We start from the raw sequence: 22820 nt of genomic DNA, 5'->3' as shown, positions 1-22820 counted from the left end.
TACTGTTTCCGCGGCAGGCATACGCCGCCACTCAATCTGTCCACCATGAATTACACCTTCGACTTCAGCTTTATCGGCCAATACTGGCCCAGCTTGCTGGACGGCCTCTGGATATCGGCTGAAATGTCGGCCGTTGCCCTGATCGGCGGTTTCCTGCTGGGCGTCATGCTGGCCGTGGCACGAACCCAGGGCTCCCCGACGGTTCGCAGGCTGGCGACCGGATTCGTGGACCTGACCCGGAACACGCCGTTGATCGTGCAGACCTTCTGGCTGTTCTTCGGTCTTTCCGCGCTGGGATTCCTGGTGCCGGCCATTGCCGCCGCCGTCGTTGCACTGGCGGTCAACACGTCGGGCTATACCTGCGAAATCGTGCGGGCGGGAATCGATTCCGTCCACTACGGTCAGAAAGAGGCTGCGGCATGCCTGGGCCTGAGCCGGTCCCAGGTCATGCGCAACGTCGTGCTGCCTCAGGCCATCGAAAAAATGTACCCGGCGCTCATCAGCCAGTTCGTCCTCGTGATGCTGGCGACATCGATCATGTCGCAGATTTCCGTCGAAGAACTCACCGCCGTCGGCCTGCAGATCCAGACCCGCACCTTCCGGGGCTTCGAGGCGTATCTGGTCATCGCGGCGATCTACCTGGTGATGTCCTGGCTGCTGCGCGTCATCATGAACCTCTGCTACAACGTCGCCTTCCCCAGGCAGCGCCACATCAGCCAGGCGCGGTCGACCTTCCGCCCGGGGGCGCCCGCACCGAGCGACACATCGATCGCGACAGGAGCAAAACCATGATCATGGGCGTGACGTCCGGCCAGTGGTTCTTCATCCTGCAAGGTGCGGGCTGGACTCTCATCCTGTCCTTGCTGGGGTTCGTGGGCGGTACGGTCGTCGGGCTGCCCGTTGCCGTGTTCGGGACATCGAACAGCCGCGTGCTGCGGATCCTCACGGGCGGCTACGTGAAACTGATTCAGGGCATACCGCTTCCGGTGGTCATGTTCATCTGCTATTTCGGCATCAGCATTGCCGGCTACGATCTCCCGGCCCTGGTGGCGGCCGGCATCGCGATGACGCTGTATTCCAGCGCATTCCTGGGCGAAATCTGGCGCGGCTGCATTGAAGCCATTCCAAAGACGCAATGGGAAGCCTCCGAGAGCCTGGCGCTGGGGAAGATCCAAGTCCTGACCAGCGTCATCCTGCCACAGGCCCTTCGCGTGGCCATCCCGCCGACCGTCGGGTTTCTGGTGCAGATCGTCAAGAACACGTCCTACGCCGTGGTGATCGGCTTCTTCGACCTGACCTACTCTTCGCGCGTCATCAACAACTCGACCTTCAAGCCTTTCGTCATCTTCACGGCGGCGGCACTGATTTACTTCGCCATGTGCTATCCGCTGTCCGTACTGTCGTACCGCCTGGAGCGCAAGCTCAAGCGCCACTCCAGGTTGTGAGAACTTCATGAATTCGACCGTCCAATTCCAGAACGTCCGCAAATGCTACGGCCACAACGAGGTGCTGAAAGGCATTTCCTTCGACGTGCCCAAGGGCAGCGTGGTCGCACTCATTGGCCAGAGCGGTTCAGGCAAAAGCACGGCCCTGCGCTGCATCAACGGGCTGGAGGAAATCCACGGCGGCGAGCTGTACGTCTGCGGTCGCGCGCTGCACGAGAAAAACTGCGACATCACCGCGCTGAGACTCCAGGTGGGCATCGTCTTTCAGAGCTACAACCTGTTCCCGCACCTCACCGTGGAGAAAAACATCACGCTGGCGCCGCGCAAGGTCAAGCGCACGGCCCCCAAAGAGGCGCGCGAACTGGCAGCGCACGTGCTGAGCCAGGTCGGGCTGGCGGACAAGGCCGGCGAATATCCCGACCAGCTCTCGGGCGGCCAGCAGCAACGCGTCGCGATCGCCCGGTCGCTGGCCATGCAGCCCGAGCTCATGCTGTTCGACGAGGTCACTTCGGCGCTGGATCCGCAGATTACCGGAGAGGTGCTGAAAGTGATCGAAGGTCTCGCGAAAGACGGCATGACGATGGTGCTGGTCACGCACGAAATGGGCTTCGCCTCGGCGGTCGCCGACCAGATCATCTACATGCGCGAAGGGGTGGTATGGGAAGCAGGAGACGGCAATCTGCTCAAGCACCCCAGCACCCCCGAACTGCAGCAATTCATCAGCAACGGGCTGTGACCAACCGGCATAGCCCGATATTTCCCACAAGAGGATGGAGCACGCAATGAAAATCATGAAGACCTTGTCCGGCATGGCGCTGTGCACGGCAGCGCTGGCCTGCGCCGTGGGGGCGCAAGCCAACGAACTGCAGAACATTCAGAAGAAGGGCGAGATCCGGATTGGCGTGGACATCAGCGCGCCTCCGTACGGCATGGTCGACAAGGACGCCAAGCAGACCGGATTCGACGTGGAATCGGCCCGCCTGCTGGCAAAGGATCTCGGCGTAAAGCTGGTCGTCGTGCCGGTCACGGGGCCCACCCGCGTCCAGTTCCTCCTCACCAACAAGGTGGACGCCATCATGGCCTCGTTCTCGATCACCGACGAACGCAAGAAGGTCATCGACTTCTCGAACCCCTATGGCGTCGTGCCGGTCGTGGTGTTCGGCCCCAAGGCTGACCCGATCGCCGGGCCCAAGGACTTGGCGAACAAGTCGATCGCGGTCACCCGGGGGACCACGAGCGACATGACCATCACGGACAGCACCAAGGGGATCCCGGGCGTGCGGATCGTTCGCTACGAAGACGACTCCACGTCCAACACCGCCGCCTCCACCGGCCAGCAGAAGGTTCTGGTCGGCGCACCCAGCGTGCTGCCCGAAATCCAGAAGGCCAATTCCAAGGCCGACCTGGCCTACAAATACACGGCCACCGAGTTCCCGATGGGGGTCGGCATCCGCCAGAACCAGCCGGAGCTCAAGGCGCGCATCAACCAGTGGGTCGCCACCAATCTGAAGAACGGTGAGCTGAACACGATCTACAAGAAGTACTTCTTCGGACAATCGCTGCCAGAATCGATGTTGAAGTAGCATACCCGCATCACTATCCCGAACCGCCGGGCCCCCTCGCCGCCCGGCGGCCGTTACGAGACAACCGCCATGTCAACGAATACCCGTTTCCTCATCCTCAATCCTGCCGACGACGTCATGATTGCGCTGCGGGATTTCCCCAAGGGAGAAAAGGTCAACCACATCGAGCTGCTCGACCCCGTCCCGTTCGGCCACAAGATCGCGCTGCGCGCTGTGGCGAACGGCCAGCCTGTCAAGCGCTACGGGCAGATCATCGGGTTCGCCACGCAAGACATCGCAGCCGGCCAGCATGTGCACATGCAGAATCTGGAATTCCGCGAATTTGACAAGGATTACCGCTTTTCAGAGGACTACGAACCCACCAGAACGGTCGACGAGCCCGACACCTTCATGGGATTCGTGCGGCCTGACGGACGCGTTGCCACCCGCAACTACATCGGCATCCTGACGTCTGTGAACTGCTCGGCCACGGTGGCTCATGCCATCGCGGACCAATTCCGCCGCGACATCCGCCCGGAGGCTCTGGCGGACTTCCCGAACGTGGATGGCGTCGTGGCGCTCACGCACGGCGTGGGCTGCGGGATCGATTCCAGCGGCGAGGGCCTGAAGGTGCTGCAACGCACGATTGCGGGATACGTGCGCCATCCGAACTTCGCGGGCCTGCTGATCATCGGACTGGGGTGCGAGACCAACCAGATCCCGGCCCTGATGAAAGCCCAGGCGCTCGAGGAAACCGCGAACCTGCGCGCCTTCACCATCCAGGCCGTGGGCGGCACTCCCAAGAGCATCGCCAAGGGCGTAGAACTGATCAAGAGCATGCTGCCCGAGGCCAACAAAGTCGCGCGTACGCCCGTGCCCGTCAGCCACCTGACCATCGGCCTGCAATGCGGCGGCTCGGACAGCTTCTCGGGCATCACGGCCAACCCGGTCCTGGGCGCCGCTGTCGACATCCTGGTGCGCAACGGCGGGACCGCCATTCTGTCGGAAACGCCCGAAATCTACGGTGCCGAACACCTGCTGACCTGCCGCGCGGCAACGCCGGAAGTCGGCCAGAAGCTGGTGAACGTCTTCGAGTGGTGGGAAGACGTCTGCCACCGCAACAACGCTTCGATGAACAACAACCCGTCAGCTGGCAACAAGAAGGGAGGCTTGACGACCGTGCTGGAAAAATCCCTGGGCGGCGTCGCCAAGGGCGGCACGACCGGCCTGATGGAGGTCTACGATTACGCGGAGCCCGTCGAAGCCAAGGGGCTGGTCTTCATGAACACGCCGGGCTACGACCCCATGTCGGCGACCGGCCAGGTGGCAGGAGGCGCCAACATCATCTGCTTCACGACCGGGCGCGGTTCGGCCTTTGGCAGCGTGCCGTCGCCTTCGCTGAAGCTGGCCACCAACACGGCCCTGTGGATGCGCCAGCAGGACGACATGGACATCAACTGCGGCAGCGTGATCGATGAAGGCCGCGACATCCGCGACCTGGGACGCGAATTCTACGAAATGATCATCCGTTGCGCGTCCGGCGAACCCTCCAAGAGCGAGCTCTACGGCTACGGCCAGAACGAATTCGTTCCCTGGCAGCCCAGCGTGATCTGCTGAAGCTCAGCCACATTATCGGTACGAACCTATGTCAGACCTCTATCAAAAAGCCCGCTACAAGGGCGTGTACCCCGTCGTCCCGACCATCTTCCAGGACGACGGCTCTCTGGACCTCCCAGGGCAGCTGCGCTGCGTCGACTTCATGATCGACGCAGGCTCGGACGGCCTGGGACTGCTGGCCAATTTCTCGGAGCAATTCTCGCTCACGGACGAAGAACGCCGGCTGCTGACCGAGGCGATCCTCAAGCACGTCGCCGGGCGGGTGCCGGTCATCGTCACGACTTCGCACTACAGCACCGACATCTGCATCCAGCGCAACCGGCACGCGCACGATTTCGGCGCCGCCATGGTCATGGTGCTGCCGCCCTACCACGGCGCGACCATCCGCTGCCCCGAAGCCGCCGTCCACGAGTACTACAGCCGCCTGTCCGATGCCAGCGACATTCCGATCATGGTGCAGGACGCGCCCATCAGCGGCACGCCCCTGTCGGCCGAATCGCTGGCCCGCATGGCCCTGGAGATCGAACAGATCTCCTACTTCAAGATCGAGACGCCGGGCGTCGCCTCGAAGATCCGCACCCTGGTCCAGCTGGCCGGCAATGCCATCGAGGGGCCGTGGGACGGCGAGGAAGCCATCACGCTGCTCCCCGATCTGGATGCGGGCGCAACCGGCGCCATGACGGGCGGCGGCTATCCGGACGGCATCAAGGCCATCTTCGACAGCTACCAGGCGGGCGACCGCGAGCGGGCCACCGCGCTCTACCAGCAGTGGCTGCCGCTCATCAACTACGAAAACCGGCAGACCGGCATCCAGACGAGCAAGATTCTCATGAAGGAAGGGGGCATCATCGGTTCGGACAGCACTCGCCACCCGCTGCCGCAGGCGCGGGCCGAGACGCGAAAGGGCCTGATCGAAACGGCCCGTCGGCTGGATCCCATGGTCCTGCGCTGGGCGGCCTGAGGAGGACCGCACGCACCATGGCACCGCGCCAATTCATCGGCATCGACTGGGGCACCAGCTCCATGCGGGCCTATCTGTTTGGCGATGGCGGCCGGGTACTGGACAGCCGCGAGGCCGGCTGGGGCGTGATGAACCTCCCGGCCGTTCCCGGCGCCCACCCGGGCGACCGGGAAAGCCAGTTTTCACGGGCCTTCTGGGAGCTGCTCGGCGACTGGCTGGAGCAGCCCGGCACCTGCCGGCGTGTGATGGCCTGCGGCATGGTCGGCAGCAACCAGGGATGGCGAGAAGCGGGCTACATCGGCGTTCCGGTCGGTCTCGCGGACATCGCGGGATCGCTCACCGAAGTCGATGCCGGCCGGGGAGTCACCCTGGCGATCACGCCCGGCTTGCTCCAGGAGGGCGCGCTACCGGACGCGATCCGAGGTGAAGAAACGCAGATCGCAGGGGTGCCTGCGCTGCTCGCACAGAAGGGCACAGACATGCAGGGATGCTGGCTGCTGGGCCTGCCGGGCACGCACAGCAAATGGGCCGCCGTCCGGGACGGCCGGATCCTGCGCTTTGATACGTTTCTGACTGGCGAGCTCTACAGCCTGCTGGTGCAGCACAGCATCCTGGGCCGGACCATGGGTGACACGATACTGGCGCCCGACAGCGACGAATCACGACAGTCCTTCATGCTGGGCGTGCGCAACGCCACGACCGCCGTCGGCCGCAAAGGCTTGCTGGGGACCGTCTTCAGCAGCCGGACCTTGTCGATCACCGGGCGCCTCACCGGCCCGGAGCAGCGCGAATATCTGTCGGGTCTGCTGGTGGGGTACGAGATCCAGGGCCTGCTCGCCAGCCTGCAGGGCGAATGGCGCACGGCGCGCATCGCGCTCGTCGGCCGGCCCGGCCTCTGCGTGCGCTACCATGAGGCCCTACAGGAACTGGGGCACTCGGCCGAGATGTTGTCGGAGGACGCCGGCATCCACGGGCTCTGGTCCCTCATCCAGCATGACGCCGCGCGCACGGCACCGTCATAGAAACACCGAAATGAACGAACAGACACTGAAACAGCACTTCCTCGCGCAACTGGACGAAACCGGACTGGTGGCCATTTTGCGGGGTATCCGCCCCGACGAAGTGCTGGCCATCGGGACGGCACTCTACGAAACGGGCTTTCGCCTCATCGAGATTCCACTGAATTCCCCCGACCCGCTGCGCAGCATCGAACGTCTGACGACGGAGCTTCCGCCCGACACACTGGTGGGCGCCGGAACGGTCATGACACCCGCCCAGGTTGCCGACGTGCACGCCGCGGGCGGCCGGCTGATCGTGATGCCGCACTCGGACCCACAGGTGATCCGCGCCGCCGCTGTCGCCGACCTGGTCGTGCTGCCCGGTGTGGCCACGCCGACGGAAGCCTTTGCCGCACTGGCTGCCGGCGCCACGAGCCTGAAAGCCTTTCCCGCGGAGCTGCTGACCCCCGCCGTCCTGAAGGCGTGGCGCGCCGTGCTGCCGCGCGACATCCGCCTCCTGCCGGTGGGCGGCATCACCCCCAACAAACTTCAGGCCTATCTGGAAGCCGGCGCCTCCGGGTTCGGGCTGGGCGGCGCGCTGTACCGCCCCCGAGATACGGCCGACAAGGTCCGACAGAACGCCCAGGCGTTCATGTCCAAGTGGCGGGCAGCGAAGAAATAGGATCCCTGGACCCGACTAGCGTGTGATTCCGCGCCGCATCGATCAGCAGTTGCACGACGGCGGTCGTGGTCCCCGTCTTTCGCGTGACGATGCCATAGGTATCGGCGGGGACCTTCAGGTCAATGGGCAGAATGCGGATCAGCCCGACCGATGTGAACATGTCGGCCACTTCGGTCGGCAGCAACGCCGCCGTATCGACGCTGTTGCCCAGGATGGCGACCGTCACGAAGGTCGAGTCGGTCTCGACGAAACTCGCCGGCAGCGACAGTCCGGCAAGATTCATTTCCTTCTCGAGCAGGATGCGCAGCGGCATTCTTCGGGGATAGACCACCCAGCGGAAGCCGCGCAGCTGCGCGAACGACATCTCGCCGGCGACTTCCGGGTGCCGGCTGCCGACCACGACCGAAGTCGGCTCCCCACTCACGGGGTAGTAGCTGTATTCGTAGGGTTCGGCGCTTACTCCGGGCCGGCCGATCATCAAGTCGATCCGCCCATCGTCCAGCAGCTTCAGCAGATGGCTGCTGGTCCCCTCGATGATCTCGATGGACAGATTGGGGTAAGCGGCCCGCAGGCTCGCCAGCGCCGACACCAGAATGCGCGGCACCGCCCCCATGATGGTCCCGATCACGAGGCTGCCGCCCGCGCCAGTGCGAATGTCCTCTACCTCGCGGCAGAAACAGGTGAGCTCCGACGAAATGAGCGTGGCATATCGAATCGCGCAGTGCCCCATGGCGTTGGGCACCAGGCCGGCACGGGTCCGCTCGAACAGCGTCACGCCCAGCATGCTCTCGATTTCCTGAAGGGCCTTGCTCGCGGCGGACTGCGTCATGAACATCGCGGTCGCCGCCTTGCGCAGCGACTTGTGTTCGCTCAGAGCAATCAGCAACTGCAGTTGCTTGATCCGCAGCTTGCTGACCACAGCCTTCACCATCCGGTCCGCGTCATTCATGATTGTCATGGTCACATGAAAGGATTCGATCGGTACCGGTGAGTGTACGACAGGCGCCCAGCGCGGCGACTGGCCGCCAGACAGGCGCTCACGCCACGGTGCGATCAGCGGCGGGCACCCGGGCGATCCGTCGCGAGATGGCGGCGCAGGCGGTACGCAACGGCATCACATAGGCCTGCATCGGATCGGGCCGCTGGCGGAAGCGCAAGGTGCTGACACTGACTGCCGCCACCGGACGGCCGCTGGCGTCCACGATGGCGGCCCCGAAGCAGAAGATTCCATCTTCGTTTTCTTCTTCGTCCTGGGACCAGCCCCGCGTCCGGACAGCGGCCAGCTGCTCGCGCAGCGCCTCGGTGGAGCCCACGGTATTGGCCGTATACCGGGGGAATTCCAGGCGCTGCAGGATCCGCTCGCACGTGGCTTCGTTCAGGGCGGCCAGATAGGCCTTGCCGACTGCGGATGAATGCATGGACACGCTGGAACCGATGCGCGAAGCCATGCGGACCGCGCTGGGGCTTTCGAGCTTCTCGATATAGACCATTTTCCGATCGTCGGGTACGGCCAAGTGCACTGTCTCGCCAGTCGCGTCCCGCAGCGCCGCCAGATCCACGACGGCCAGGCGGCGCAATTCGGACTGCTCCCAGCTACGGCTGGCGAATTCGATCAGGCGCGGCCCCAGCACGTAGGTCTTCTCGCCAAGGCTTGGCGCCAGCAAGCGTTCGGCCACCAGGCCGGCCACCGTACGATAGACCGTGGCGCGCGGATAGCCGCTCAGCCGCACGAGCTCGGCGACCGAACAGGGGTGGTCGCTTTCGGCCACCAGTTGCAGCAAATGGATGAACTTGGAGAACGCCGCCGTACCGGCCGGCCGGGAGCGCAACGAAGGACTGCGATCAGCGAATGTCATGGCAAGCAACCCTCACGCGACGAGATATCCGCCATCCACGGGAAGAATGACCCCCGTCATGAAGGCAGAAGCCGGCGAGCACAGGAAGGCCACGCAACCGGCTACGTCTTCAGGCGTTCCCCAGCGGCCCAGCGGAGTGCGGGAAAGAATGGGCGCCGAACGGACCGGATCTTCCTGCAGCGGCCGGGTCAATGGCGTTGCGATCCAGCCCGGGGCAACCGCGTTGACCCGTATGCCGTCCTCCGCGTAGGCCAGCGCCAGGGACTTGGTGAGTTGCGCCACGCCGCCCTTGCTCGCCGCGTAGCCGGGCACCAGGGCTCCGCCAAAAAAACTCAGCATCGAAGCCGTATTCACGATCGCGCCGCGCGAGGTCTTGAGCATCGGACGCGACGCGCTGCACAGCCGCATGGTGCCGGTCAGATTGACCGCCAGCACCTTCTCGAATACATCCACCTGGTGCTCGGCCCCCCGGCGGATAATGCCGGCACAGTTGACGAGGATATCCAGCGAATCGATCTGCCCGAACAGGTCTTGGATGGACGCCTCGTCGCTGACATCCGCCACCGCCACGCGGACTCCCGACGCCAGCGAGCCGTCGCCCGCGTCCAATCCCACAGCCGTGACACGGGCCCCGAGCGAAGCGAGGCAGTTGGCCACACCCGCCCCGATCCCTTGGGTCGCACCGGTCACCAGCGCATACTTGCCCGCGAACAGCTCATTTTGAAAAGTCATCTTCTTCTTTCGAGACCAGCCGGCCCCATGCCTCAATCCCCGGGAAACACGAGCCCGTACTCGCGCGCGCAGGCGTCCAGCATGGGCGCGATCGCCGGATGCAGCAGGACCCCATCGCGTTCCTGTTCCTGTTTGCGGGCGGCGCCCCGGTCTCCGGGCATGCGCACGGGCGCACCACCCGGTCGGGGAGGATTCGCGCGGCAGGCCTCTCCCAGCCAATCAGTCTGGCGCGTGAATCCCGCCAGGCCGCCGAAAGCTTCCGGATCATACAGCGACAGGAACACCGTAGCACCCCAGCCCTCCGCGGGATCGGCACGGCCATGGGCCGCCAGGCCGCCCGTCAGGGCCTCGACCAGCACCGCCAGCGCAAATCCCTTGTGTCCGGCATCGACGCCGCCGAGCGGCAGGATGGTCCCCGGGGGATCGGCCGCCAGAACGGCGGGATCATTTGTCGGCCGGCCCTGCGCATCCTGCAGGCAGGCGTAGTCGAACCGCTGGCCGGTCTTCTGCAGGCGGCCGCACATGCCGTTGGTCACCAGCGAGGCCGAAATATCGATCAGGAACGGGCTGCCGGAGGTCGGGATGCCCGCCGCAATGGGATTGGGCGTGAACACGCCGCGCGTGCCGCCGAACGGTGCCACGCTGCCACCGTCGGGATCGGAACTGGCCAGCACCATTACCAGCCCTTGCTCGGCCGCCTGAAGCAGATAGGCGGCGAGGCACGCAATATGGTGACTGCGCCGGATCACGAGCGTGGCGGTGCCGTACCGGCGAGCGCGCGGCTCCAGCACCCGCATGCCCTCGCGCACCAGCCAGGGCCCCGGCAGACGCCGCCCGTCCCAGCACAGCGCCGCCCCGCGATCCGAAATGACTTCAGGCGCACCCGACGCCATCATGCTGCCGCTGCGCAGCTCGCGGACGTAAGGGGCCAGCAGCGCCAGCCCGTGCGTGTCGTGGCCCAGCAGATCGCCCTCGACCAGGACGTCGGCGACGTCACGCGCCTTGTCCTCGTCCAGGCCGGCGGCCTGCAGCAGGCGCCCGGCAAAGCGCCTGAGGATTTCTGCCGGAATGCGTTCGGAAGCCATCAATACGTCGCCCTTCCGCCGGAAATGTCGAAGGTACCGCCCGTCGTGAAGGAGCAGTCGGCCGATGCCAGCCAAGCCACCAGCGCCGCGACTTCGTCGGTCTGGCCAAATCGGCCCATGGGAATCTTGGACAACATGTAATCGATGTGCTGCTGGGTCATTTGATCGAAGATCGCCGTATGCACGGCCGCTGGCGTGACGCAGTTGACCGTGATGCCGGTGCGCGCGAGTTCCTTGCCCAGCGACTTGGTCAACGCAATCACCGCCGCCTTCGACGCGCTGTACGCCGACGCATTCGGATTGCCTTCCTTGCCAGCGATGGACGCGATGTTGACGATGCGGCCGTAATTGCCGGGCACCATGCGGGCCGCCAGCGCACGGCAGCACAAAAAGGTGCCGCGCAGGTTGACGGCCATGACCTGGTCCCAGTCCTGCACGGAATAGTCGCACACCGTCTGGTTCGGACCCGTGATTCCGGCGCTGTTGACGAGAATTTCGACCACGCCGCCGTTCTGTTCGGATTGCGCCGTGGCGGCAGCCACGGAAGTCTCGTCGCTGACGTCCACGACCACACCGCGGACCTTCCCTCCCTTGAACCCGGCACGCGCCTGCTCGAGCATATCGGCGTTGCGGTCCCACAGGCTGACCGCAGCGCCGCCTTCGGCGAGCTTGTGCGCGATGGCCAGGCCGATGCCCGAGGCGCCCCCCGTCACGACTGCGTGTCTGCCGGAGAAGTTGTACTGATTCCCTGCCATGATGGCTCCCTGTGTCAATACGGAATGATGGATCGGACTGAATCGGCTCAGGCGAGCCGATCAGCCCCGGCCGACGAACGGCATTTTGGTCGCCATGACGGTATGGAACAGCACATTGGCTTCCAGCGGCAGGTTCGCCATGTACAGCACCGATTGGCCGACAATGTCCACGTCCATGCGCGGCTCCGCCGCCAGCGTGCCGTTGGCCTGCGGCACGCCTTCGCTCATGCGCGCCGTCATGTCGGTGGACGCGTTTCCGATGTCGATCTGGCCCACCGCGATGTCGTATGGGCGCCCGTCCAGCGAGGCCGAACGCGTCAGGCCCGACACCGCATGCTTGGTGGCCGTATAGGGTGCCGAAAGCGGGCGCGGGGCGTGGGCTGATATGGAGCCGTTGTTGATGATGCGCCCGCCCGGAGGGTTCTTCGCCTTCATGACGCGGAAGGCCTCGCGAATGCACAGGAACATACCCGTCAGATTGACGTCGACGACCTGCTGCCATTGGGCCAGTGTCAGGTCTTCGAGCGGCACGGCCGGCGCGCCGCGCCCCGCATTGTTGAACAGCACGTCCAGACCGCCGAAGTGCTGGACGCAGGTTCGAAACAGACGCGCGACCGACTGCTCGTCGGTCACGTCGGTGGGCACGGCCAGCGCCCGGTCGCCGGCGCCGGACTGCGCGGCCACTTCTTCCAGCGGTTCCGGACGGCGGCCGGCAAGCGCGACGCGATACCCATCCGACAGCAGCGCCAGCGCAGCCGCCCGGCCAATGCCGGAGCCCGCGCCGGTGACAATGGCGATTTTCGAGTGTGCAGCCTTCACGCTAATCTCCTCGCGCGAATGGCGCGCAAAATGAACGGCACGATCCAGATGGCCAGCGTGATGATGCCCAGCGTCCCGGCGATCGGCCGGTCAAAGAATGCCAGCAGATGACCGTCGGATTTGATGAGCGAACTGACCAGGTTGCTCTCCAGCATACCGCCCAGAATGATCCCAAGGATGGTGGGGGCCAGCGGGAAACCGTTTTCTTCCATCAGATAGGCGATGACACCAAAAGCCAGCGTGACACCCACGTCGAACAGGCTGTTATTGATGGAGTAGGACCCCACCAGGCAGAACAGCAAGATGAGCGGCATCAGGATGTTGCGGGGCACCTTCAGCACCGTGCGCGCCAGGCGAATGGCGCCATAGCCCAGCGGGACCATCAGCAGGTTGGCGAAAATGAAGATCAGGAAGATGGCGTACAGAGGAACGGCGTTCTCGATGAAGATGGTGGGCCCCGGATTCAGGTTCTTCATGTAGAGCACACCGATCACGATGGCCGTGATGGAATCCCCCGGGATCCCGAACACCAGCGCCGGGATCCACGCGCCGCCCAGCGAGGAATTGTTGGCCGAACTGGCCTCGACAATGCCCTCTACGTAGCCGGTGCCGAATCTTTCCGGCGTTCGCGAGAATTTCTTGCTGATACCGTAAGAGATATATGCCGCGATGTCCGCGCCGGCCCCCGGCAGTGCGCCTACGACCACCCCGAGCACGCTGCCCCGCACCACGGACATCGGATATTTGATGACGACGTGGTAGAGGCCCTTGAAGATGTGCCCCACGGTGGCATCGATCTTCTGGAACCCGTGCGCGCTGGTCACGGCATAGCGCAGGACCTCGGACACGGCAAACATCCCGACCATCACGGGAATCAGCGACAGACCGCCCAGCAGGTCCGGGTTGTCGAACGTGAAGCGCGCGTAACCGCCTGGATTGTTCATGCCTACAGTCGTCGCGAACAGGCCGATCAGCAGCGACACAAATCCCTTCAGGGGACTTTCCGAGGCAATGAAGATGGCGCAGGTCAGGCCGAGCAGCACCAGCCAGAAGTACTCGTAAGTGGAGAAGTCCAGCGCAAACTCGGCCAGCACCGGTGCGAAGAAAATCAGCACCAGAGTACCGAACAAGCCGCCGATACAGGATACGACCAGACCCGCCCCCAGGGCCCGCCCCGCTTCGCCCTTCATGGCCATGGCGTGGGCCTCGTCGGTGTAGGCGGCGGATGCGGGCGTGCCGGGGATACGCAGCAGACAGCCCGGGAGATCACCCGAAAAAATTGCCATAGCCGTGGCCGATACCATCGCGGCAATGGCCGGCACCGCCGGCATGAAGAAGGTGACGGGCACCAGCAGGGCCACCGCCATGGTCGCGCTGAGCCCGGGCACGGCGCCGATGAAAAGACCGTAGATGGACGACAGCAGGACCACCACCAAGACGTAGGGGTCCGTAATCATGCCGAACGCGGCAATAATGTGATCAAGCATGGATCAGTCTCCGGCGATCAGGCGAATGGTTCGAGCAGGCCCCAGGACAGCGGCACGTGCAACAGGGAATAGAAGGCGTAGAAAATGATCACGCCCCCCAGGACGGCGACCACCACGGCGGGTACCGGCCGCACCCCAAAGGCCAGGAACAGCGTCAGCAGGAAGATCACGGAGAAGACGACGAATCCGACGCTGTCCGAGAACAGGATGTACAGCACGATCATGATCGGCACCAGCAGGAACCGGAACACGCTGTGGGCGCTGCGGAATTCGTTCGACAGCCGGAACCACTCCGCACGCGGCCGCGCCTTCAGGCCGTTGCGGATCAGGAAAATAGCACAGAGAATGAACCCCGCGCCTATGGCGGTGGGGAAAGCGCGCGGCCCGAAGTCCTGGCCGGGGATAACGGGAAAGGTCTGCGAATACAGCACGACGGCAATCCCGAAGAGCGCGAGCAGGATCCCGGTCAACACGTCACTGACTTTCATGCGAATGGTCCTTGGTTCGGTCCGGGCGGGCGCACGGCGGCCCGCCCGGTGACGCCCGGCAGCATGCCTTCAGGCGTACAGGCGCCGGGCAGCCGCCGCGCCCGGGAGATCAGTCCTTGGCCAGGCCCAGGGTCTTCATGATCTTGCCCATGTCGGCGTCGCTCTTGGCCATGAAGGTGCCGAAGTCCTTGCCACTGGCGTAGGCGATGCCGTAGCCCTGCTTGGTCATGAAGTCCTTGTACTCCTGGCTGTGATTGATCTTGTCCAGGACCTTCTCGTACTTGGCCGCGATGTCGGCCGGCAGGCCCTTGGGGGCCACGATGCCGCGCCAGGCACCCATCGCCCAGTCGGACCCGGTTACCGACTTGAGCGTCGGCACGTCCGGATACAGGCCAGCCGGTTTGTCCGCCATCACTGCCAGCGGCTTGGCTTTCCCCGCATCGATCAGGGAGCGGGCCTCGGGCAGGGAGACCGGAACCAGGTCCACCCCCCCGGCAACCAGCTCCAGCATCGCCGGCGCCGCTCCGTTCGACGGCACCCAGCGGATGGCGTCCGGCTTGATCTGCAGGCTGTTCAGCATGCCGGCCAGCGCGAGCTGCCAGATGCCGCCTTCGCCCGTGCCGGATGCCTTCAGCTTGCCGGGATTCGCCTTGGCCGCATCGAGCAGATCCTGGAGTTTCTTGTATTTCGAGTTGGCCGCCACGGTCACACCCGACGGGTCGAAGTTCATCAGCGCCAGCGGCGTGTAATCGCTGGGGGTGAGCTTGGTCAGCGCCATGTGGTGCTGCATGGAGATCTCCACCGAGATCAGCCCGATGGTGTAGCCGTCGGGTTTGGCCGAGGCCATGGCCTGGTTGCCCACGACCCCGTTGCCCCCCGGGCGGTTGACCACGTTGACCGGGGTACCCAGTTCTTTTTCCATGAGACTGCCGATGATGCGCGCCGTGGCGTCCGTGCCGCCCCCCGGCGACCACGACAGCAGCAGCGTGATGGGGCGATCGGGCCAAGCGGCGCTCGCCGTGGCCGAGACCATGGCCAGTACGGTGACTGCGGCCATTTTCGTCAAGGTGAATCGTTTCATTTGTCCCTCTCCGTTTTGTGGATCATGAGTTGAAGACACTGCAGACTGCCAAACAGGCGCGTTCATCAGTAGGTCGCGCGCCCGCCCGACAGATCAAAGACTGCACCGGTACTGAACGTGCAGGAATCCGAGCACAACCACGCGACCAGTTCGGCCACCTCCTCAGGTTCGCCCAGCCGCTTCATGGGGCTTTTGGCCACCATGGCTTGTACATGCTCGGGCGTCATCTGCTCGAGCAGCGACGTCCGCACCGCGGCCGGCGCAATGGCGTTGACCAGAATGCCCGAACCGGCGAGCTCCTTGCCCAGAGATTTGGTCAGCGCGATGACCCCGGCCTTGGAGGCGCTGTAGGCCGACGAGTTGGGAGTGCCTTCCTTGCCCGCCAGCGATGCGATATTGACGACCCGACCCCGCCCCGTGTCCCGCATGAGCGGGAGCACGGCGTGGCACACATTGAACACGCCCAGCAGATTGACTGAAATGATCCTGGCCCACACGGTGGGATCGAAGGATTCGAGCGGAACCGTGGGGCCGGAAAACCCCGCATTGTTGATCAGGAAATCCAGCCGGCCATGGTGTTCCCGGACCTCCTGGGCCGCCCGCATCACGGACGGCAGGTCGGAGACGTCGACCGGCGCTGCATCGGCGTCGGCCGCATCCGCCGCCAGGTCCCAGGTGCAGACGGTGGCACCGGCCTGCTGCAGACGCTCACGAATCGCCGCACCGATGCCCGCGCTGCCGCCCGTGACCACCGCCACCGAGTCGGAAAAGTCATAGCGGGCCGTTCGATGCGCCCCATTCATCGGATGAACTGGTCCACGTAAGCCTCGCCCAGACCGACTTGGGTGTAATGCGCCCGACACATGGCGATCTTGGTGAAGACGTCCTCGTAGCCGATGTTCTTGCCGTAGGGATCGGTGTAGTACATGACGCCGTTGACCTGGAAGAACGTGATCATTTCCTCGACGTCCGGCGGCACGTACAGCGTGTGTGTCTCGCCAGGCGGTTCGAACACATAGCTGCCTTCGGTGGCCTCCCAGTCATGTTCGAGATAGCGCCAGCGGCCCTTCAGCACGAACCCGTGCACGGGTTGGGGGTGCCGATGACAGGCCAGCACGCCCGAGCGCCGCACGCGCAGCAGGTTGGTCCAGTAGCCCTGTCCGGCATTGAGGCATAGCGGCCGAAACCAGACGTTCTCGGCCTGCGGCACCCAGATCCGCTCATCCGTCGGGATGGCGTTGCCCACCACAATGTCCGACAGCGCCTCGCGTGGGTTGACTCCCTGGAACGGCAAGGTCTTCGAACCGGGGTCGGCAGACGATTTCTGGTCCATCGGATGCTCCACAATGTGAACACATGATCTACTATGTAGAAAATGTTAAAAAGGACAAGACCTTTCAGCTACTAGGGATTTCACGCAGAAAGAATCAGGCAGGCCGCTCGGGCCCGCCGCGACAAGACCAGAATGACCATCCGGCCATACGAAGCCGGACGAATCATCACCAGAGGAGCAGAGACCGGTGAACGCAATCGACCTGTATCGATGGATGTTGACCAGCCGCCAGTTCGAATCGGCGCTAAGCAGCAGGAACCCACGCTGGTTTTCGACGGAAGGAGAAGAGGCGACGATCGTGGGCAGCTTCGCCGGCATCCGGGAGGGCGACATCGCCGCCCCGCACTACCGGGGCCCCTTCGTGACCTACCTGATGCGCGGCGCCGACATGAAGCGTCTCGCCTGCCAGGCATTCGGCAAAGCCGGCGGCTACAGCAAGGGCCGCTCGGTCCCCTTCATGGGACCGGCGGCATTGGGGTTCGTCCCCTGGGTCGCTGGCGACTTGGGCACGTCGCTGGGCATCGCAACCGGCGCGGCGCTCGCATTGCGACGCGGTGGACGAGGTCGCGTCTGCGTCTGCTCATTCGGCGACGGGACGTCCAACCGGGGCGACTTCCACGAGAACGTCAACTTGGCGGCGCTCTGGAAGCTCCCCATCGTCTACGTCTGCCAGAACAACGGCTGGGCGATCTCCCAGCCGTCGCGCAGCTACCTCCCCGCCCCCATCGTCGAGCGCGCAAAAGGCTATGGCATCCCGGGTGTCGCGCTGGACGGCAACGACGTGGAAGCCGTGCACGGCGCAGTCACACAGGCTATGGAACGGGCAGCGGCCGGAGACGGCCCCACGCTGATCGAGGCCCGCACGTGGCGCAAGGGCGGCCACTGGGCCAACGACAAGACGCCGTATCGCACGGCTGCCGACGTCCCGGATCACCCGTGCGACCCGTTGGACCTCATGCGCCAGCGGCTGCTGGACCGCCGCCTGGCGAACGCGGCCGACCTGGAGCGAATGCGGGACACCCTCGTGGCACAAGTCGACGCCGCCATCGAATATGCACTGAGCCAGCCGAACGCCGGCGAGCCCGAGTTCGGGCTGGACGAGGTTCTCGCCCCGGCCAATTCGGTCTGACGCAGCCACCCCCTATTCGAGACCATCATGAACCAGGTCAAGACTCAAGCCGACACCGGCACCGCCGTCCGCCAGCCCAGACTCACCTTCGCGCAGGCCGTGATCGAGGCCATCCGGCATGAAATGCGCGCGGACGACACCGTCCTCTATCTCGGTCAGGACGTCGGGCCCTTCGGCGGCGTGATGCAAGGCACACAGGGGCTGTATGAAGAATTCGGGCCGCAGCGGGTCATGGAGACCCCCATCAGCGAATCCTCCATGGCCGGCGTCGGACTGGGCGCGTCGTGCTTCGGCTGCAAACCCATCGTGGAGCTGAGCTTCGGGGAATTCCTGCCGGCTGCCATGAACCAGCTCATCAATCAGGCGCCCAACCTGCATTACATGACGGCAGGCGCCCTATCGCCGCAAGTGGTCATCCGTACCCGCGCCGGCGACGGCCCGTACGGCGGCCATCCACAGGATTATTCGGTCTGGTTCTGCCACGTCCCCGGACTGAAAGTCGTGATGCCGGCCACGCCGCCGGACGCCTACCAGCTCATGCGGGCCGCCATCCGCGATCCGGCCCCGGTACTGTTCGTCGAGCCCATGTCGCTGTCGCACGGACGCCGCGAGGTCGTGGACCTGGACGCCGCGGACGCCACCTTGGGAAGCGCCCGGATCGCCCGCGCCGGAAAAGACCTCACCATCGTGGCCTACGGGTCGGAACTTCCGCACGTCCTGCGAGCCGCCGAACAGGCAGCCCTGGACGGGGTGGACGCGGAGGTCATCGACCTTCGGTCGCTCGCGCCCTGGGACGAAACCATGGTCATGGCTTCGGTGCGCAAGACCGGCCGGCTGCTGACCGTCCACGAAGCCTGGAAGGCCTTCGGACACGGCGCCGAAGTCATTGCGCGCGTCACAGAAGTGCTGGGTGCGGAAGGCCGCACGGTCCGAGTTGGCCGCGTCGGAGCCAGACCCGTCCCCATTCCCACCGGACCGTTGCGCAAGCTCGCCCTGCCGGCCCTGCAGGAGATCCACACGGCCCTCCTGCAAACCGCAGGGATTGCGCCCCGATCGTGACCTGCCACGGATCCCAACGCATGGAAAGCACCTTCAACCACGTGCCCGTCGCGCGCCAATACAAGCTGTCGGGCATGCAGAAGTTCGTGGCCGAGCGCCTAACGGCCAGCCGGCACGAGACCGCCAGCGTCACCGCCATGGCCGAGGTCCCCATGCGCGGACTGCTGGAAGCTCAGGACGCCTGGCGCGCCCGCGGGATCGAAACCAGCCTCACCCACCACATGATTCATCTGACGGCCCACTGCCTGGATCGTCACCGGCTGCTGAACAGCACGCTGCATGAGGGCGTCGTCTACGAATACAGTCCGATCAACGTGGCGCTGGCCATCTCCATGCCGAACGGCGACCTGCAGGCCGTGGTCATCCGCGACGCCAGCGGCAAGAGCGTGGCGGACATCGCAACGGAGACCGACGCGCTGATCGGCCTGGCGCGCGACGGCAAGCTCGAGCTGGAACACGTCCGCGGCGGCACCTTCACGCTCAGCAACTATGGCAGCCTCAGGCACACGGTCTGGGCCACGCCCATCATCCCGCCCGGGCAATCGGGCGTACTTGGGATGGGCCGCGCACGGCCGGGGGTGGTGGCAGACGACAGCCCGCAGGGCTGGCACGTGGAAACCGTCGTTCCACTCTCCTTCACCTACGACCACCGCGTCATCAACGGCGTTCCCGCCGGGCGCTTTCTCGAAGACCTCGCAGACCTCATGATCCACGCTTCCACGGAGAACCCGCATGAGCCATGAACACACCGTCACTCTGCCGGAACTGGCCAACGATTTCCGGTCCGGCACCCTGGTCGCCTGGCGCAAGGCCGTCGGCGATACGATCCAGCAGGGCGAAGTCATCGCCGAGGTCATGACCGACAAGGTCAACCTGGAGGTCGAATCGCCGCACGCCGGTACCGTCAAGACGCTTCTGGTGGAAGTGGACGATACTGTCAGCGTCCATCAACCTATTGCCATCATCGAACAAGCCCACTGACCCGCCATGCAAACCCATCTCTCTCTGCTCCCTGAAGACCATGAGCAGGCCCTGCTCATCGGCCGCATTCACGACCCGCGCGACGAAGGCCCCAGCATCGTGGCCATCAAGGGCCACACGCTGCATGACCTGACGCCGCGCTTTCCGACCGTATCGCAACTGCTCGAACAGAACGAGCTGACCGCGATCGTGGCCGGAACGCCGGCCACTGCGCGATGGTCTCTGGACGCCGTGATGCGCAGCACGCTCGACAACGACCGCCACGCCGCCCGCTTTGTCGCCCCCTGCGACCTGCAGGTCATCAAGGCTTGCGGCGTGACCTTTGCCGGCAGCATGCTGGAACGCGTCATCGAAGAAAAAGCCGGCGGCGACCCGACACGCGCCACGCAGATCCGCGACGAGATCGTCAAGGTGATCGGCTCGGCCGTCTCCAGCCTTCGCCCGGGCTCCGAAGATGCCGCGCGGGTCCGTCAGTACCTTGTCAAAGAAGGGCTGTGGTCCCAGTATCTGGAAGTCGGTATCGGCCCGGATGCCGAGGTCTTCACCAAGGCGCCCGTGCTGTCGTCCGTCGGAAGCGGTGAAGCGATCGGCATTCTGGCGGCCTCGAAATGGAACAACCCTGAGCCCGAACTGGTGCTCGCGGTGAATTCGCACGGCCAGATCCGCGGGGCGACGCTGGGCAATGACGTGAACCTGCGCGACATCGAGGGCCGAAGCGCGCTGCTGCTGGGCAAGGCGAAGGACAACAACGCCTCCTGCGCCATCGGTCCCTTCATCCGGTTGTTCGACGAGCGCTTCACGCTGGACGACGCGCGGCATCTCGAACTCGAACTGAACGTCAGCGGTGACGACGGATTCACGCTCGCGGGCCACAGCTCCACCAGCCAGATCAGCCGCGACCTGACGGACCTGGCCGCGCAGACCTGCGGCCGGCACCACCAATATCCCGACGGCTTCATGCTGTTCACCGGCACGCTGTTCGCGCCCACCGAGGACCGTGACGCCCCGGGCCAGGGCTTCACCCACAAACTGGGCGACGTGGTGCATATCCGCTCGGCCCGGCTGGGGTCCCTCGTCAATCGCGTCACCCACAGCGAAGACGCCCCCGAGTGGACCCAGGGCATCACGTGGCTCATGGCAAACCTGGCCAAGCGTGGCCTGTTGGGGAATCTCAGCCCCCGCTAGGAGCCGCTGCCCGAGAACCGCGCCTCCTCCGCGTCATCTTCCGACGAGACGACGCGGGCCAATTCCCGAATCGCCCGTTCCCCTTGATAATCCTCACGTTCCGGCGTCAATGACCCGGGCGTGCGGGCGGTCCTGTTTCGTCACGAGTCCTATAGTCGAGATGTATGGCTGGATGACGAAGGAGAACGCGATGTCTGCAATCCTGTTGGCCTGGGTTATCACCGGGTGCGTGTTGGTGCTCGTCTACGTTGCTTTCTTCGAGGACATCGAAAGCCACTGGGCATCCGTATTCTGGGGTGATCCGGTGCTCGACCTGCTGACCATATTTCTGTGGCCCGTGACGCTGCCGGTGTTCCTGCATGCCCGCTTCCTGAAGAGAAAAGTGTCGATGCCGGAAGCTCCGCGGCGGGGCTGACTTCGTCGGTTCGCCGCCGGATCCACGTTGTGTCCCGGGGGCGTCGTATGGGGGGATCCGCCCTCATTTTCCCAGCGATCGGTGCATCCGCATCGATAAAGCGGTTCGCCGCATCGCGGGCAAATCGTTTCGGGGGTTGTCCGCGGACCGTCATTGGCTTGTCCGGGCGTCGAATCCTTCTGAGTCATGAGCATTGCTCCCTACAGGAATCAGGACTGTCAGCATTCGCGAGAATGGACGAATGGCTCTGCGGCAGCTGCTTTCAGCCTACTCCGTCTCGTCGGCCCTTCGGCGCCAGAGACTGTCGGAAATTGACGGAAGTCAAATTGGCGCCGGTCAGCGGGGCCCGATCACAGTCATCAGACGGGCATGCGCGCGCGTCAGATGGCGCTGCATCGCCGCCTGAGCCTGCAAGGCATCGTGATCGGCCACCGCCTCGTAGATGGCCTGGTGTTCATCCACAGCGCTCTGCCACACTGCCTGATTGTCGAACAATCGGTGCATGGAGCCGCCAATCGGCGTGTAGCGCTGATCAAAGAGCTCTTCGACGGTCTGGAGCAGAAGCCGGTTGCCGGTGGTCGACGCCAGCGTGGTATGAAACTGGCGGTCGGCGTCCGCCAGCGGCTTGTCGCCCGCATGCTCGCGCATGTCCAGCGCGTCGCGCATGGCGTCCATGCTGGCGGACAGCGCCTGGATCTGTTTGCGCGAAATGAAACGCGCCGCGTGCGCCGCCACGCTGCTCTCCAGAAAAAAGCGGGTCTGGTTCACCTCCCGGGGACTGTAGCCCATGAGGGAGGCCTCCGACGCCACGTCGCCCGCTGCGGAATCCCCGGCGGCAGGCTCGAGCTGCAAGGCATCGCGCGTCAGATAAATACCCGAGCCGACACGGATCTCGATCTCACCCTGGAGCTCCAGAACGATCAAGGCCTCGCGCAGGCTGGGCCGGGAAATCTGCAATTGCCGGGCCAGATCGCGCTCAGAAGGCAAGCGCGCCCCCTGGGGCACGTTCATCCGATGAATCGCGCGCCGAAGCGTATCCGCGATATGCATGTAGCTGCGGGCGCGGTCGAGAACCGGCACGGCGGTGACTGTTTTTGGCATGCAAGCCACCCCTCGATTTGTGGCACTGAGTCGGGGCCCATTTTATCTG

The 22820-nt window shown here is 64.7% G+C and carries 26 protein-coding genes; 14 read left to right on the top strand and 12 right to left on the bottom strand.

Annotated features, from left to right (window positions below):
* Window positions 1–45: 45 nt before the first annotated feature.
* From ACVCMJ_RS11665 to ACVCMJ_RS11630, 8 genes are all read left to right on the top strand, one after another.
* Window positions 46–792: an amino acid ABC transporter permease gene (locus ACVCMJ_RS11665; protein WP_447081571.1), complete on the top strand. Its 747-nt coding sequence runs from the start codon at window positions 46–48 to the stop codon at window positions 790–792.
* Complete coding sequence (locus ACVCMJ_RS11660) at window positions 789–1445, top strand: amino acid ABC transporter permease (protein ID WP_447081570.1); 657 nt, start codon at window positions 789–791, stop codon at window positions 1443–1445. Before ACVCMJ_RS11665 ends, ACVCMJ_RS11660 begins: the two co-directional genes overlap by 4 nt.
* A gap of 7 nt (window positions 1446–1452) precedes the next feature.
* Window positions 1453–2181: an amino acid ABC transporter ATP-binding protein gene (locus tag ACVCMJ_RS11655; protein WP_447081569.1), complete on the top strand. Its 729-nt coding sequence runs from the start codon at window positions 1453–1455 to the stop codon at window positions 2179–2181.
* A 46-nt stretch (window positions 2182–2227) separates the two neighbouring features.
* On the top strand, window positions 2228–3028 hold the full coding sequence (locus ACVCMJ_RS11650) for a transporter substrate-binding domain-containing protein (RefSeq protein WP_447081568.1): 801 nt from the start codon (window positions 2228–2230) through the stop codon (window positions 3026–3028).
* A 69-nt stretch (window positions 3029–3097) separates the two neighbouring features.
* Window positions 3098–4624 (top strand): UxaA family hydrolase, encoded by a 1527-nt coding sequence (locus ACVCMJ_RS11645; protein ID WP_447081567.1) that lies wholly within the window; start codon window positions 3098–3100, stop codon window positions 4622–4624.
* Window positions 4625–4652: 28 nt separating this feature from the next.
* Window positions 4653–5585 (top strand): dihydrodipicolinate synthase family protein, encoded by a 933-nt coding sequence (locus tag ACVCMJ_RS11640; RefSeq protein WP_447081566.1) that lies wholly within the window; start codon window positions 4653–4655, stop codon window positions 5583–5585.
* 17 nt (window positions 5586–5602) lie between these two features.
* Complete coding sequence (locus ACVCMJ_RS11635) at window positions 5603–6607, top strand: 2-dehydro-3-deoxygalactonokinase (RefSeq protein ID WP_447081565.1); 1005 nt, start codon at window positions 5603–5605, stop codon at window positions 6605–6607.
* Between the two features lie 10 nt (window positions 6608–6617).
* A complete protein-coding gene (locus ACVCMJ_RS11630; protein WP_447081564.1) occupies window positions 6618–7265 on the top strand; it encodes a 2-dehydro-3-deoxy-6-phosphogalactonate aldolase in 648 nt (215 codons plus the stop codon).
* On the opposite strand, the gene ACVCMJ_RS11625 is transcribed toward ACVCMJ_RS11630, so the two are convergent.
* The 11 genes from ACVCMJ_RS11625 to ACVCMJ_RS11575 all read right to left on the bottom strand — a co-directional run bounded on the left by ACVCMJ_RS11625 (window position 7234) and on the right by ACVCMJ_RS11575 (window position 16901).
* The gene (locus ACVCMJ_RS11625; RefSeq protein ID WP_447082730.1) at window positions 7234–8214 is read right to left on the bottom strand and encodes a LysR substrate-binding domain-containing protein; all 981 of its coding nucleotides are present in this window, start codon (window positions 8212–8214) and stop codon (window positions 7234–7236) included. The two genes, ACVCMJ_RS11630 and ACVCMJ_RS11625, sit on opposite strands and share 32 nt — an antisense overlap.
* 88 nt (window positions 8215–8302) lie before the next feature.
* Complete coding sequence (locus tag ACVCMJ_RS11620; protein WP_447081562.1) at window positions 8303–9121, bottom strand: IclR family transcriptional regulator; 819 nt, start codon at window positions 9119–9121, stop codon at window positions 8303–8305.
* A gap of 12 nt (window positions 9122–9133) precedes the next feature.
* Window positions 9134–9853 carry an SDR family NAD(P)-dependent oxidoreductase gene (locus tag ACVCMJ_RS11615; RefSeq protein WP_447081561.1) on the bottom strand — a complete coding sequence of 240 codons (720 nt, stop codon included), beginning with the start codon at window positions 9851–9853 and terminating at the stop codon, window positions 9134–9136.
* A 32-nt stretch (window positions 9854–9885) separates the two neighbouring features.
* Window positions 9886–10941 carry an Ldh family oxidoreductase gene (locus ACVCMJ_RS11610; RefSeq protein ID WP_447081560.1) on the bottom strand — a complete coding sequence of 352 codons (1056 nt, stop codon included), beginning with the start codon at window positions 10939–10941 and terminating at the stop codon, window positions 9886–9888.
* Entirely contained in the window at window positions 10938–11693 is a 756-nt protein-coding gene (locus ACVCMJ_RS11605) for an SDR family NAD(P)-dependent oxidoreductase (protein ID WP_447081559.1), read from the bottom strand. The genes ACVCMJ_RS11610 and ACVCMJ_RS11605 overlap by 4 nt, the downstream gene beginning before the upstream one ends.
* A gap of 60 nt (window positions 11694–11753) precedes the next feature.
* Window positions 11754–12518, bottom strand: coding sequence for an SDR family oxidoreductase (locus tag ACVCMJ_RS11600; protein ID WP_447082583.1), 765 nt, complete (start codon window positions 12516–12518; stop codon window positions 11754–11756).
* On the bottom strand, window positions 12509–13999 hold the full coding sequence (locus ACVCMJ_RS11595; protein ID WP_447081558.1) for a tripartite tricarboxylate transporter permease: 1491 nt from the start codon (window positions 13997–13999) through the stop codon (window positions 12509–12511). The genes ACVCMJ_RS11600 and ACVCMJ_RS11595 overlap by 10 nt, the downstream gene beginning before the upstream one ends.
* A gap of 17 nt (window positions 14000–14016) precedes the next feature.
* Complete coding sequence (locus ACVCMJ_RS11590) at window positions 14017–14487, bottom strand: tripartite tricarboxylate transporter TctB family protein (protein WP_447081557.1); 471 nt, start codon at window positions 14485–14487, stop codon at window positions 14017–14019.
* Between the two features lie 109 nt (window positions 14488–14596).
* Window positions 14597–15568, bottom strand: coding sequence for a Bug family tripartite tricarboxylate transporter substrate binding protein (locus ACVCMJ_RS11585; protein ID WP_447081556.1), 972 nt, complete (start codon window positions 15566–15568; stop codon window positions 14597–14599).
* Between the two features lie 65 nt (window positions 15569–15633).
* Window positions 15634–16371: an SDR family NAD(P)-dependent oxidoreductase gene (locus ACVCMJ_RS11580; RefSeq protein WP_447081555.1), complete on the bottom strand. Its 738-nt coding sequence runs from the start codon at window positions 16369–16371 to the stop codon at window positions 15634–15636.
* The gene (locus tag ACVCMJ_RS11575) at window positions 16368–16901 is read right to left on the bottom strand and encodes a 2,4'-dihydroxyacetophenone dioxygenase family protein (RefSeq protein ID WP_447081554.1); all 534 of its coding nucleotides are present in this window, start codon (window positions 16899–16901) and stop codon (window positions 16368–16370) included. The genes ACVCMJ_RS11580 and ACVCMJ_RS11575 overlap by 4 nt, the downstream gene beginning before the upstream one ends.
* 187 nt (window positions 16902–17088) lie before the next feature.
* On the opposite strand from ACVCMJ_RS11575, the gene ACVCMJ_RS11570 reads away from it, so the two are divergent.
* From ACVCMJ_RS11570 to ACVCMJ_RS11545, 6 genes are all read left to right on the top strand, one after another.
* Window positions 17089–18030, top strand: a complete 942-nt coding sequence (locus tag ACVCMJ_RS11570; RefSeq protein ID WP_447081553.1) for a thiamine pyrophosphate-dependent dehydrogenase E1 component subunit alpha — start codon at window positions 17089–17091, stop codon at window positions 18028–18030.
* 27 nt (window positions 18031–18057) lie between these two features.
* On the top strand, window positions 18058–19089 hold the full coding sequence (locus ACVCMJ_RS11565) for an alpha-ketoacid dehydrogenase subunit beta (protein ID WP_447081552.1): 1032 nt from the start codon (window positions 18058–18060) through the stop codon (window positions 19087–19089).
* 20 nt (window positions 19090–19109) lie between these two features.
* The gene (locus tag ACVCMJ_RS11560; protein ID WP_447081551.1) at window positions 19110–19832 is read left to right on the top strand and encodes a 2-oxo acid dehydrogenase subunit E2; all 723 of its coding nucleotides are present in this window, start codon (window positions 19110–19112) and stop codon (window positions 19830–19832) included.
* Window positions 19822–20070 carry a biotin/lipoyl-containing protein gene (locus ACVCMJ_RS11555; protein ID WP_447081550.1) on the top strand — a complete coding sequence of 83 codons (249 nt, stop codon included), beginning with the start codon at window positions 19822–19824 and terminating at the stop codon, window positions 20068–20070. Before ACVCMJ_RS11560 ends, ACVCMJ_RS11555 begins: the two co-directional genes overlap by 11 nt.
* 6 nt (window positions 20071–20076) lie before the next feature.
* On the top strand, window positions 20077–21255 hold the full coding sequence (locus ACVCMJ_RS11550) for a fumarylacetoacetate hydrolase family protein (protein ID WP_447081549.1): 1179 nt from the start codon (window positions 20077–20079) through the stop codon (window positions 21253–21255).
* 190 nt (window positions 21256–21445) lie between these two features.
* Window positions 21446–21670 carry a hypothetical protein gene (locus ACVCMJ_RS11545; protein WP_447081548.1) on the top strand — a complete coding sequence of 75 codons (225 nt, stop codon included), beginning with the start codon at window positions 21446–21448 and terminating at the stop codon, window positions 21668–21670.
* A 336-nt stretch (window positions 21671–22006) separates the two neighbouring features.
* On the opposite strand, the gene ACVCMJ_RS11540 is transcribed toward ACVCMJ_RS11545, so the two are convergent.
* Entirely contained in the window at window positions 22007–22771 is a 765-nt protein-coding gene (locus tag ACVCMJ_RS11540; RefSeq protein WP_447081547.1) for a FadR/GntR family transcriptional regulator, read from the bottom strand.
* Window positions 22772–22820: the final 49 nt, after the last annotated feature.

The organism is Castellaniella sp. UC4447_H14, from assembly GCF_052978285.1.
The sequence above is the reverse complement of the archived record's forward strand: the minus strand, read 5'-3'. Positions and strand labels throughout refer to the sequence as shown.